The organism is Acrocarpospora catenulata, assembly GCF_018476525.1.
In the GTDB taxonomy this organism is placed as follows: Bacteria; Actinomycetota; Actinomycetes; order Streptosporangiales; family Streptosporangiaceae; genus Acrocarpospora; species Acrocarpospora catenulata.
The window spans coordinates 38194-49253 of the sequence record NZ_JAHCST010000068.1 but is presented as its reverse complement, the minus strand read 5'-3'; the positions used below and the strand labels follow the sequence as shown (position 1 = coordinate 49253).

Below are 11060 nucleotides of genomic sequence, written 5' to 3'. Positions count from 1 at the left end.
CGGGGGTGTGGTGGAGGAGGGTGAAGGGGGTGGTGAGGTCGGTGGGTGGGGGTGTCGTGAGGATGACGGTTTGGAGGGTGGTGAGGGTGTTGGGGGTGTGGTGGTGGGCGGTTAGGAGGGCTTGCAGGCGGTGGGGGGATAAGAGGGTGACGGTGGCGTGGTGGTGGTCGATCAAGGTGGGGGTGAGGGGGGCGGGGGTGAGGATGGCGGTGCCGCCGGCGATCAGGCAGCGGCCCAGGTAGGTGGTGGTTAAGGGGGCGGCGAGGTGGCCGGAGATGAGGTAGCGCTGGAAGGCGGTCATCGCGGTGGCCAGGGTGGGGGGCCAGTCCTCCGGTTGGAAGGCCAGGCCGTACCGGCGGTAGGAGAGGGGGCGGGCGGCGGGGCGGCCGGTCGCGTCGGTGTGGAGGGTGAGGCGGGCGGTGTCGTCCGGGTGGGCGGCGGGGACGAGGGGTGCCGCGGGGTGAGCGGCGAGGGTGGTGAGGTCGAGAGTCTGGGCGGTGGCCCCGGGGGCGGTGCCAGAGGTGGTGCCTGGGACGGTGCCAGAAGTGGTGCTTGGGACGGTGCCAGAGGTGGTGCCAGAGGTGGCGCCTGGGGCGGCATGAAGGGTGACGCCGGGGGCGTCGGGGGTGGTGATGAAGGCGTCGATTGGGTGGTTGAGGGCGGTGGTGATCTGGGAGGGTGTCCAGCCGGGGCGGAGGAGGGTGACTCGGCAGCCGAGGGTGTGGGCGGCCAGTTCCGCGGCGTATGCCTCGGGGGAGATGGCGGTCGTCAGCACGACGCCCGAGCCTGGTCCCAGCCCGGCCGCGCGTAGGCCCGTCACCATTCTGGCGACGGTTGCCCGCAGCTCGCCGCGGGTCACCGCGCGCTCGCCGAATTCCAGGGCGGTACGGCCGGGCTCGATCCGCAACGCGTCCAGGACGGGGGCCGGGAACATCGATCTCCTCCTCAATGGGGATCACGGGAATCCGGCCGTTATAACAGCCCAGCAATCCCCAGACAACAGGGTGCCAAGGTAGACAATCACATCGGTATGTGACGGCACCCCAAGCTGGAGGACGAGCCTCCGCTCGACGGTGGCCATGGGCGGACATACAGGCCAGACGTCGCCGAGCGCGGCACGGCGGGGTGCGGATCGACGTGCCGGTGTCGGGGCGGCACGGGCCTGCCGTACCTGATCGTCGGTTTTGGGGAGCCGTGTCATGCGTAAGGGGATTTGGGGGCGACAAACCCCCATTTCTTCCGGTAAGTCGTCTACCGTGGCCCTCAAGGGCACGGCCCACCCCACCAGTTCCAGGTGTACGGCCGGACCCTCGAAAGGATCCCCCGATGACCGACCCCGAGAACCCGCTGCTGGCCGCGTCCCAGTGGGTCCGGCCCGGCGAGCCCGGGCTTAGCGCGTGCTGGGAGAACGTGGTCAGTGGCATCGAACGAGGCTGGCTGAGCACCGAGGACGTCTACGAAGTGATCACCCGGCTGCGGGCCGGGCACGACATCGGGTTCCAGGGGCTCTCCTTCGACCGGCTGGGCAACCGGCTCCGGGTCACCAACCACGACGTGGAGGCGTGGTGCCCGCCGGAGGAGATGATCCGGCTGCTGACCACGCTGATCCAGGGCCTGCCGCCGTCCGCGCGGGACTTCCCGGCCATCGCCGTCGTCTGGTCGCACACCGGCGACGGGGAGTTCCCGTACCGGGCGGAGGCGGCGGGCGACGAGCTGACCATCCGGGTGAACGACTTCCCGGCCGAGCCGCCGTACACGCTGATCGTGAACGGGCGGGCGCACCTGGACCTGGAGGACTGGCCGCCGGGCTGGGTCCGTCCCGAGATCCCGCTGCCCCTGGCGGAGGGGGCGCAGGCGCGGCGGCGTCCGGTGCCGCTGGACGCCGGGCTGCTGCTGGAGTGGGCCGAGATGCTCTGCCGGTTCGGCTCGGACGATCCCACGCTGGTGGCCCCGGCGCTCGGGTTGCCCGGGGAACTGCTCCCCCGCCGGGGCGAGGTCGCGTTGCGTCCGGCGCCGCCCGGGGCGGCCGAGCTGGTGATCGGGAGCCGGGACGGGCGGTTCCGGTACGTCAAGATCATGCTCGCGACGACCACCATCATCCGGGCGGACCTGGACGCGCGGCTCGGTGCCGGATACATCCCGCCCCGGTTGCACTGGGACAGCCCGCACACCCTGGTCTACCGGGTGGAGGTGCCCGGCGCGCCCTACAGCTGCGACGTGGCGGCGGACTTCTACTTCACGGAGGAGCCGAAGGCCACGGCCACCGTGCTAGAGGTGACCTTGCGGCGTATTCCGGTCTATCCGCTGATGTGATCACTCGCGGCTTTCCGAGGGCCCGGCGAGACCGGCGGGAAGCAGCAGGAAGACCTTGTGCGTGAGGCGGTCCATGTCGCCGCCCCGGCCGAACACCAGCCCGGCGGCGAAGTCGATGAGCTGCTTGGCCTCGCTGTCCGGGAGCTCGGTCAGGTCCATCACCACGGGGTTGCCGGTGCGGAAGTAGTGCCCGACGTAGATGACCTCGTTGTAGTTCTGCGGGCGCAGTGTCTTGATGAGCACCCTGCTCAGTCTGCCCGTGCTGTCACGAGTGCGGTAGCCCGTCCTGGAACGGGGGCGCCTTCCGTGCCGAACCCCGATAGGTCGGCACGTCGTAGCGCCGCTCGTTCTCGCCGAGTTTCGCGTGCGCGGCCTCCACCAGGTCCACGCCGACCGCGTCGGCCAGCCTGACCAGGTACAGCATCACGTCCCCCAGCTCGGCCCGCACCCGGCCGAGGGCTTCCTGGTCGAGCTCCCCGGACTCCTCCGGCGTCAGCCACTGGAACTCGGCGAGCAACTCCCCCGCCTCCCCCGCCAGCGCCATCGCCAGGTTCTTCGGCGTGTGAAACCGCTCCCACTCCCTGGCCCGTACGAACTCCCGCAGCCTGTTCGCCAGCTCGTCCAGCTCCCTCGTCACGTCTGGCGACCCTACCTTGGCCTTAGGGTGCTGCATGTGTACGTCAAGATCTGTGGCCTTCGTGAGCCCGAGCATGTCGCCGCCGCGGTCGAGGCGGGCGCCGACGCCATCGGTTTCGTACTGACCAGGAGCAAGCGGCAGGTGACCCCGGCACGGGCGCGGGAACTGGCGGCGGCCGTGCCGGAGCGGGTGCTGACCGTGGGCGTCCTCATGGGCGAGTCGCCCGAGGTCGTCCGGGCCATGGCGGTGGAGTCCGGCGTACGCGCGGTGCAGTTGCACGGTGATCATCCGCACGGCGACTTCCTGGCTCTCAAGGACATTCCGCTGGTACGGGCGGTGGCGGCCGACGCCGACCTTCGTTGCGGTGTCTTCGGCGAGGACCTGCTCATCGTGGACGCCCCGAAACCGGGTTCCGGCGAACCGTGGGACTGGTCGGCGATCCGTGGCCGTCCATCGGGGAACTGGATGCTGGCCGGTGGGCTGGACCCGGCGAACGTGGGGCGGGCCATCGCGGAGGCCGAACCGTGGGGAGTGGACGTCTCCAGCGGCGTGGAACGCGACGGCGCCAAGGACGCCGGCCTCATCCGGGCCTTTGTGACCGCCGCCAAAGGTTCTTTGCGCTGATCATTGATTGCGGTGTGACCATCGGGGGCAGGGCCGAACCTTGTGGGGGATCTCAGGCCGATCCTGGTCACCGGTGCCGCGGGGGGAGTCGGCGCGGTCGGCCGGGCCGTGGTCGAACTGCTCCGCCAGGACTCGCTTCCCGTACGGGCGTTGGTCCACCGTGAGGACTCCCGTGCCGAAAGGCTGCGAGCCACCGGAGCGGAGGTCGTAGTCGGAGACCTGACCCGCGCTCCGGATGTACTGCGCGCCGTCGACGGCTGCCGCCGCATGTATTTCGGCATGAGCGTCTCAGCGCAGTACCTGGAAGGCGCGCTGACCACCGCCGCGGTCGCCCGCCATTACGGCGGCCTGGACGCCTTCGTCAACATCTCCCAGATGACCGTCTCGCAGATGACCTTCTCCAGCACGGCGGAATCAACCCAGCAACGCCACCACTGGCTGACCGAACAAGCCCTCAACTGGTCCGGCCTCCCCGTGATCCACCTCCGCCCCACCGCCTTTCTGGAGAATCCCCTCTTCACCGTTTTCATGTTCGCCTCAATCCAAAAGGACGGCACCATCCGCCTTCCCTTCGGCTCCGCCCGCACCTCCCCCATCGCCGCCCACGACGTGGCCGAGGCCGCCGCCTCTCTCCTCCGCTCCCCGGAAGGCCACATCGGAAAGACCTACGAGCTGACCGGCCCCCAATCCCGCGATTTGGCGACCATGGCCGGCGAATTGACGCAACTGCTCGACCGCCCGGTGACGTACCTCGACATTCCCCTCGGCCAATGGATCGATCAGTATCTCCGCCCCCAGAACCTCCCGCCCCACCTCTTCGACCACCTCGCCACCATGGCCCGCCTCCACGCCGAAAACCGCTACGACCGCCAAACCGGCGACTACACCCTGCTCACCGGAAAACCCGCCTCGGACTTCCGCGCCTTCCTCAACCTCCACCCGGAGTTCCGGGAACGCGATTAATCCGCCCCTGGAATTGCAGTCACCTCCAGGGCGGATCCAAGTGCCGGCCGCCACGATTCATCTCCGTCGGATCACGTACAGGTCGGGAGAGACATGAGCAGGCTCGTACACGGACTTGTGGCCGGTCTGGCGGCGGGGGCCGCCCTGGGAGTGATGGGCGTGGCCATCGCCGCCCCGACCGGTGGAAGCGGGGTGATCACCGCCTGCGTACGCCCGGACGGAACCGTGCGAATCCCCCAGTCCACACCGGATCCCACCCCGAGCGCGCCCGAGTCCCTGATCGCGACCCCATCCCCGTTGCCGACCCGCTTGCCCCCCTTGACGTGCGAGCTCGACGAGACGGAGATCAGCTGGAACCAGGTAGGCCCGACGGGGCCCAGGGGGCTGCAAGGCCTGACGGGAGCACAAGGTCCCGTGGGCCAAACCGGGCCCGCCGGCGCAACCGGCCCCAAGGGTGACACGGGAGAAAGGGGTTCCACGGGCTACCCCGGAGAAAGAGGCCCCGCAGGTCCGCAGGGCAACACGGGCCCCATAGGTCCGAAGGGCGACCCAGGGCCCGCGGGTCCGAAGGGCGACCCGGGCCCCGCCGGGCCGGCCTGGGATTGGAAGCCCAGAATGGTGCTGGAAACGAAGATCCTCCTCCCCAACGAGGGCGCCGCGGTGGCCGCGACGTGCCCCGCGGGCAGGGAGCTCCTCACCGCCGGCTGGGACGCGCGAGACGCTGTCAGCGGCGCGTACTACAAGGGCCTGCAATTCAGCATGGCGGCCCAGAACATGGGCGTGCCCTACCCCACCTCATATGAGGTCGTGGTGCACAACCCGGCGACTTTCCCGGTACGGCTGGCGCTACTGGCGCACTGCGTGGACTTCCCTCCGCCACCGGCCGGATGAATCCGAGCTGAGCGGGTGCGCGCTCCGGACGGCTTCCCTGGCGGGGCCGCCGATCCTAGACTCATCGCACGTGATCAACATTGATGAGCACGGCCGTCCGGAGCCGCCGATCGCGGGCGACGAGGTCGCGACCCTCCTGGGCTTCCTCGACTACCACCGCGCGACGCTGGCGTGGAAGTGCTCGGGCCTGGACGCGGAGGGGCTGCGGGCGACCGTCGCCCCCTCGCCGATGACCCTGGGCGGGATGCTCAAGCACATGGCCTTCGTCGAGCACCACTGGTTCTCCCGCGAGTTGCACGGGCACAAGTTCCAGCCCCCCTGGGACACGGTGGACTGGAAGTCCGACCCCGACTGGGAGTGGAACTCGGCCGCCGAGGACTCGCCGGACCAGCTCCGTCAACTCTGGGAGGCCGAGGTCGCTCGTGCGCGCACCCTGGTGGCGGAGGCACTGGCCGACGGCGGCCTGGATCGACCGGCCCGGCGGTCGTGGTCCACCGGCCAGACGCCGAGCCTGCGCTGGATCGTGGTCCACATGATCGAGGAGTACGCCCGCCACAACGGCCACGCCGACCTCCTCCGGGAATCGGTGGACGGGCAGACCGGCGAGTAACGGGGTCAGCAGGCCTGAAGGCGGGGCAGCACCTCGGCGCCCAACCGGGCGATGTTCTCCCGGGTCCGGGCCGGACAGCCCGTGCCCTCCACCATGAGGATCAGATGCCGCAGACCGGTCGCCGCCGCCGTGGCCTGGATCACCTCGACACAGTGCTCCGGCGAGCCGACCGGGTGGATCGCGCAGAGCCGCTCGACATAACCGTTCGCGTCGGTGCGGGAGCCGCCTTGGCCGTCGACCCGTACGTAACCGGCCAGTCCCGGCTCCAGCCACCGGGGCATTTCGGTACGCACCTCCCGCACGGCCGCCGCCGTGGAGTCGGCCACATGGGCCAGCACGGCGGCCACGTGGCCGTTCACTCCATGGCCGGTTTCATCCCCGGACAGAGGTCCCGCCTTGGCCGACCGCTCATAGTGCGCGATCATGGCGGCCTTCTCCTCGTCGTCGATGTGCATTCCCAGCAGCATGGGCAGCCTGCGCGCCGCGGCCAGCCGCACGGTGCTCTCCGACGTACAGGCCACCAGCGGCCGCAACCGGGCGGGCGGCATCATCGGCACCCGGCCAAACCTGAAGAACTCGCCGTCCGCGCCCACCTCGTCCTGTGAGAGAGCCGCGCACAGCAGATCGAGACCTTCGGCGAACCCGCGCTCGAACCGGGCCAATCCGGTACCGAACACCTCCAGGTCCCGCCACGGGCCACCACGACCGACCCCGAGCAGAAACCTGCCGCCGGAAGCGTGGTGGAGAACCGCCGCCTCCTCGGCAAGCGCGACCGGATGCCGGGTCGACAAGGTGGCCACCGCCGTACCAACCGCGATCTTCGTAGTCCGCCCCAGCGCGACACCCGCCAGCGTGGTGGCAGAGGGACACACCCCGTAGGTCATGAAATGGTGCTCAGCGATCCACGCATCATCGAATCCGGCAGCCTCAGCCGCCGCCACGGCCTCGACGGTCTGCGAAAGGACCTCTCCCGGAGAGCGCTCCGGACGACACGGGGCAATCAGGAAAACACCCAGACGCATCTTCCCGTTCTAGACCACACCCGTCGGCAAGGTCCATCAGGTGTGGGCCGATCGGTAGGTGCTCGCGGCGATGTGGGCGAACGAGCGGATCAGCGGGCTGGGGCGGTCGGTGACCCAGGCGACCACGAGGCGGCTTGGGGGCATGTCGGTCAGAGGCACCGCGATCAGGCCATCGGGCAGGGGGTGAGCGAGGGGCGCCAGGCCGACCGTGCCGTTGCCGTTCCAGAGGGCCGCTTGCACGCATTCGTGGACGGTACGTACGACTGGGCCGGCGCGGAACTCGCCGGCGGGTGTCATCCCGTTCCAGTAGGCGCGCCAGACGGGATCGGTGCCTCCCGGCAGTTGGAACCACGGCCGGTCGGCGAGGTCGCTCAGCTTCAGGGGGCCGCGGTCGGCGAGCGGATCGTCCACCCTGACCACGACGCACTTCCACCCCGAGCACGCATTCGGCGCACAAGCCTTCGCAGGCGAGGCGACGTATCTCGTCAACAGCGCGCAGGCCGCGGACCTCGCCGCCAAGGGGTCGAGTTACCTCGAAATGTTCCGCGGCCTCGGCGCGCCGATCGCGCGGGAGCTGGAGGGCGTCAAGCTGGTCACGCCCGACAAGGTCTACGACGACGTGTACGACCTCGACCTGGGCGGCCGGGTCGTGCGACTGCGTGCCACCGGACGCGCCCACAGCAAGGGCGACCAGGTGGTGACCGTCCCCGACGCGGGCGTGCTGTTCACCGGCGACCTGGTGGAGGCCGGGCAGTTCTCGATCTTCCCTTGGTTCCCGCCGTACGACACCGACGTGTCAGGGCTGCGCTGGATCGAGATGATGCACCGGCTGGTCGCCACCGAGCCGGACATCGTGGTGCCCGGTCACGGCGACATCTCCGGCCCCCAACTGCTCGCCGATGTCCGCGACTATCTCGAACTACTGCGGGACGAAACCTGGACGCGCCGCGACTCGGCCATGAGTGAGGAGACGATCGTCGCGGAGGTCAGGGCACTGATGATCGAGCGGCACCCGGAGTGGGCCGGCCGGGACTGGATCGAGAAGGGCGTCGGCTGCTTCTGCGCGGAGCACGCGTGAGGCACCGTCATTCCGCCAGGCGTTCCCGGGCCGCCGCCCACTGCGCCATCTCGATGTCCTCGGAAGGCTCCTCCCCGTACCATCCGGTCTCGGCCAGCCAGGTTTCCAGCCAGGCGGTCAGGCTGTCGGCGTCCACGTACCAGGCGTTGTGCCAGTCGTCCTCGATGCCGTTCGGTTCGAACAGCAGGATGGGCACGTCGGGGTCGCGGCAGTCGGCGGCGGCGTACATGCCGCAGCCCCAGTCCAGCAGGGGAAGAACCTCCGCCGGCCAGGAGGTCCGGCGTTCGTCGTGGTACGAACTCACCGCTGTCCGGCCGTCTCCCACCAGGGGCAGTACCTCGTAGGCGGGTCCGAAACCTCCGTTGGCCACTTCCGTGTACAGCCGGACCAGCTTCGGCGGAAGCGAGAAACCCAGCGAACGCTCCGCCTCGGCGACCTCGGCAGCGGTCACGGTGCGGGGTAACCGGTCCCCGGCCGCCTTGGCGGCCACCCGCGCGAACAGCTCATCGCCCACGTCGCCATGCGCAAGATTCATGTGCTGATCATGGCCTAAACAGGACCGGCAGCGTGCCAGCGCACCAGATCGGCCCGCACCCGTGCCGCGTCCGCCTCAGCGGCGTCCTGGACGATCAGCGGCACCGGGGCGATGCGGGCCAGCTGCGCGAACACCGCGGGGTAGTCCATCATTCCGGTTCCGGCGGCGGCGTAGCCGGAGACGACGACGTCCTTGGCCTGGGCGCCGACGATGCGGTCACCGAGCAGGTCGATCGCTTCGCCGATGATCTCGTCTTGACGGGCGACGGTCGCCGGGGTGAGCAGGTTGGCCGGGTCTAGCACGATGCCGATCGGTGCGTCCGTACCCAGTTCGGTGAGCAGCCGCGCGGCGGTGGGCGCGTCGCGGACGAGGTTGCCGGGTTCGGGTTCCACCCCCAGGCTTACGCCTGCCGCACTGGCCGCCTCAAGCAGGGGCTCCAGGGTTCGGCGCAGGTCAGCCCACGCGTCAGGAGCGGTGTTGCCGGGGTGGGCACGCCACATGTTCTCCGGGTCTCGCGTGCCGGTGCACAGCGTGACCACATCGGCGCCCAGCTCGGGCGCCAGACCGATCAGGCGTACCGCGTGGCTGGTCTGATGTGCGCGAAGCGCGGCGTCCGGGTGAATCACGTTGTAGGTGGCCGACACGCTCGGGATGGCGAGGCCGACCTCGTCGAAGGCGTCGCGCACCCTGGCGAAACAGTCGCTGTCCACGCCCTCGGCGAGGGTGGGCAGGCCGATCGCGGCGAAGTTCCAGTGCGCCAGCGCATAGCCGGCGCCCGCCACCGCGGCGGCTACCTCGGTGGGGGTGGCACGGACGAAGGTACGCGCGAAGATGCCGAGGCGGCTGGCCAGGTCGCCGCTCACAGCGTGATCTCCTCGCCGTCGGCTGCCGCTGTGGCTTCGATCAGGCGGATGGCGTGCAGCCCGTCGCGGACGTCCGGGACCGGGCGGCTGCCCTCCCGGACCGCTCGTGCGAACGCCTCGGCCTGCCGCTCGTAGGCGTCGCCGTCGGTCAGCTCCGGCATGACGGTCTCACCGTCGGCGTACGCCCGGACGCTCGACGCCTGCCGGTAGAAGGGGAACGGCGTGTCGACCCGGATCGAGCCGGACGCTCCGAAAACCTCGATTCCCTCCGACGGCACGCCCGGCACGTCGACGGTGATGCTCACGGTGCCGATCGCGCCCGACGCCATGGTCAGCAGCACCTGCCAGACCTGGTCCCGGCCGTGCTGCCGATGCCGCGCGATGACCGACCCGACATCGCCGAGCAGGAACCGGACCGTGTCGAAGATGTGCGCACCGTGGGTGGCCAGCAGATACCGCTGCCGATCCGCCTTGAACGCCGTCTCGCTCTCACGGGCTGCCTGGTCGGCGTAGACGTACGGGAACAGCGTCGCCTCGATACCAGGCCGCAGGTCGCCGATGCGGTACCAGGCGTTGAAGGACCGGACCTCACCGAGCCGCTCCGCGACGAACCCCCGCGCGTACTGCAGGCCCTGGTCGTGCCGCTTCATCGCGCCGACCTGCAGCACCAACCCGGTCCGGTCCACCAGTTCGACCAGCGCTTCGGCCTCCGCGGACGTGGCGGCCAGCGGCTTTTCGACCAGGACATGTTTGCCGGCGGTCAACGCCTCCGCCGCGATCGGGTAGTGGAACCGGTCCGGCGCCGCGACGAGCACCGCCTCCACCGCCGGGTCGGCGAGCACCTGCTCCTGGGCCGTGTACGCGGCCGGCACACCGTAGCGCCGCGCGACGGCCCGAGCGACCTCCTGACTCGGATCAACGACGGCGACGAGCTCGACGCCGGCTGCCTTCTCCAGCGCCGGCAGGTGCGCGACCTGGGCGATCCGGCCACATCCGACCAGCGCCAGACGCAGGGGCTCCACCACGAGGGCCTCTCTTTCACTCAATCCAACAAGGTGACCAGGATGCCGTCATCGTCGCTGTACAGCTCCGCGCCGGGATGGAAGGTGACACCGCCGAAGCTGACCGGGACATCGCGCTCGCCGGTGCCCTGCTTGCCGCTCTTGCGCGGGTTGGAGCCCAACGCCTTGATGCCCAGGTCCAGCTCGCGCAGAGCGGCGACATCTCGTACCGCGCCGTTGACCACCACACCGGCCCAGCCGTTGGCCACCGCCAGGCCGGCGATGATGTCGCCCATCAGGGCGGTGTGCAGGGAACCGCCGCCGTCCACCACGAGCACGCGGCCCTGGCCGGGTTCGGACAGCACCGACTTCAGCAGGGCGTTGTCCTGGTGGCAGCGGACGGTCACGATCGGGCCGGCGAAGGAGCGGCGGCCGCCGTACTGGTTCAGCTGCAGGTCGCAGGAGTCGAGCCGGTCGCCGTGTTCGTCGTACAGATCAGCGGTGACGACGGTCATGGTGGCAC

The 11060-nt window shown here is 70.0% G+C and carries 15 protein-coding genes; 6 read left to right on the top strand and 9 right to left on the bottom strand.

The features are described 5' to 3' along the window. Positions 1–934 (bottom strand): AMP-binding protein (locus KIP79_RS39555; RefSeq protein WP_214110150.1); only part of this gene is annotated, 934 nt, incomplete at its 3' end. Between the two features lie 392 nt (positions 935–1326). Here KIP79_RS39555 and KIP79_RS39550 point away from each other — a divergent pair. Continuing rightward, on the top strand, positions 1327–2313 hold the full coding sequence (locus tag KIP79_RS39550) for a hypothetical protein (protein WP_214110149.1): 987 nt from the start codon (positions 1327–1329) through the stop codon (positions 2311–2313). Here the strand turns inward: KIP79_RS39550 and KIP79_RS39545 are convergent, their stop codons facing one another. Continuing rightward, positions 2314–2556, bottom strand: coding sequence for a cell division protein SepF (locus KIP79_RS39545; RefSeq protein WP_214110148.1), 243 nt, complete (start codon positions 2554–2556; stop codon positions 2314–2316). It lies immediately after the preceding gene. Between the two features lie 22 nt (positions 2557–2578). Next, entirely contained in the window at positions 2579–2950 is a 372-nt protein-coding gene (locus tag KIP79_RS39540; RefSeq protein WP_308170126.1) for a nucleotide pyrophosphohydrolase, read from the bottom strand. Between the two features lie 36 nt (positions 2951–2986). On the opposite strand from KIP79_RS39540, the gene KIP79_RS39535 reads away from it, so the two are divergent. The 4 genes from KIP79_RS39535 (at position 2987) to KIP79_RS39520 (ending at position 6038) form a co-directional block, all read left to right on the top strand. After that, positions 2987–3574: a phosphoribosylanthranilate isomerase gene (locus tag KIP79_RS39535; RefSeq protein WP_214110146.1), complete on the top strand. Its 588-nt coding sequence runs from the start codon at positions 2987–2989 to the stop codon at positions 3572–3574. Positions 3575–3616: 42 nt separating this feature from the next. Next, positions 3617–4537, top strand: coding sequence for an NAD(P)H-binding protein (locus KIP79_RS39530; protein WP_214110145.1), 921 nt, complete (start codon positions 3617–3619; stop codon positions 4535–4537). A 615-nt stretch (positions 4538–5152) separates the two neighbouring features. Next, the gene (locus tag KIP79_RS39525; protein ID WP_214110144.1) at positions 5153–5428 is read left to right on the top strand and encodes a hypothetical protein; all 276 of its coding nucleotides are present in this window, start codon (positions 5153–5155) and stop codon (positions 5426–5428) included. Positions 5429–5498: 70 nt separating this feature from the next. Next, positions 5499–6038 carry a DinB family protein gene (locus tag KIP79_RS39520; protein ID WP_214110143.1) on the top strand — a complete coding sequence of 180 codons (540 nt, stop codon included), beginning with the start codon at positions 5499–5501 and terminating at the stop codon, positions 6036–6038. 5 nt (positions 6039–6043) lie between these two features. Here the strand turns inward: KIP79_RS39520 and KIP79_RS39515 are convergent, their stop codons facing one another. Both KIP79_RS39515 and KIP79_RS39510 read right to left on the bottom strand, forming a co-directional pair. Beyond that, positions 6044–7060, bottom strand: a complete 1017-nt coding sequence (locus KIP79_RS39515) for an LLM class flavin-dependent oxidoreductase (RefSeq protein WP_214110142.1) — start codon at positions 7058–7060, stop codon at positions 6044–6046. 36 nt (positions 7061–7096) lie between these two features. After that, positions 7097–7480 carry a LysR substrate-binding domain-containing protein gene (locus KIP79_RS39510; RefSeq protein ID WP_308170125.1) on the bottom strand — a complete coding sequence of 128 codons (384 nt, stop codon included), beginning with the start codon at positions 7478–7480 and terminating at the stop codon, positions 7097–7099. Between KIP79_RS39510 and KIP79_RS39505 the strand changes: the two genes are divergently transcribed. Then, the gene (locus tag KIP79_RS39505; RefSeq protein WP_214110140.1) at positions 7389–8138 is read left to right on the top strand and encodes an MBL fold metallo-hydrolase; all 750 of its coding nucleotides are present in this window, start codon (positions 7389–7391) and stop codon (positions 8136–8138) included. The genes KIP79_RS39510 and KIP79_RS39505 overlap by 92 nt on opposite strands. Positions 8139–8145: 7 nt before the next feature. Here the strand turns inward: KIP79_RS39505 and KIP79_RS39500 are convergent, their stop codons facing one another. The 4 genes from KIP79_RS39500 to rraA are packed head-to-tail and all read right to left on the bottom strand — an operon-like array spanning position 8146 to position 11052. Then, the gene (locus tag KIP79_RS39500; RefSeq protein WP_214110139.1) at positions 8146–8673 is read right to left on the bottom strand and encodes an SMI1/KNR4 family protein; all 528 of its coding nucleotides are present in this window, start codon (positions 8671–8673) and stop codon (positions 8146–8148) included. A 14-nt stretch (positions 8674–8687) separates the two neighbouring features. Continuing rightward, entirely contained in the window at positions 8688–9536 is an 849-nt protein-coding gene (locus KIP79_RS39495) for a sugar phosphate isomerase/epimerase family protein (protein WP_214110138.1), read from the bottom strand. Beyond that, complete coding sequence (locus KIP79_RS39490) at positions 9533–10582, bottom strand: Gfo/Idh/MocA family protein (RefSeq protein ID WP_214110137.1); 1050 nt, start codon at positions 10580–10582, stop codon at positions 9533–9535. Before KIP79_RS39490 ends, KIP79_RS39495 begins: the two co-directional genes overlap by 4 nt. Beyond that, entirely contained in the window at positions 10579–11052 is a 474-nt protein-coding gene (gene rraA, locus KIP79_RS39485) for a ribonuclease E activity regulator RraA (protein WP_214110136.1), read from the bottom strand. The genes KIP79_RS39490 and rraA overlap by 4 nt, the downstream gene beginning before the upstream one ends. Between the last annotated feature and the right edge of the window lie 8 nt (positions 11053–11060).

Bases quoted from the DNA above. Each gene is read 5' to 3' on its own strand.
- KIP79_RS39515 (WP_214110142.1), bottom strand. From the start codon at position 7,060: ATGCGTCTGGGTGTTTTCCTGATTGCCCCGTGTCGTCCGGAGCGCTCT.
- rraA (WP_214110136.1), bottom strand. From the start codon at position 11,052: ATGACCGTCGTCACCGCTGATCTGTACGACGAACACGGCGACCGGCTC.
- KIP79_RS39550 (WP_214110149.1), top strand. From the start codon at position 1,327: ATGACCGACCCCGAGAACCCGCTGCTGGCCGCGTCCCAGTGGGTCCGG.
- KIP79_RS39525 (WP_214110144.1), top strand. From the start codon at position 5,153: ATGGTGCTGGAAACGAAGATCCTCCTCCCCAACGAGGGCGCCGCGGTG.
- KIP79_RS39500 (WP_214110139.1), bottom strand. From the start codon at position 8,673: ATGAATCTTGCGCATGGCGACGTGGGCGATGAGCTGTTCGCGCGGGTG.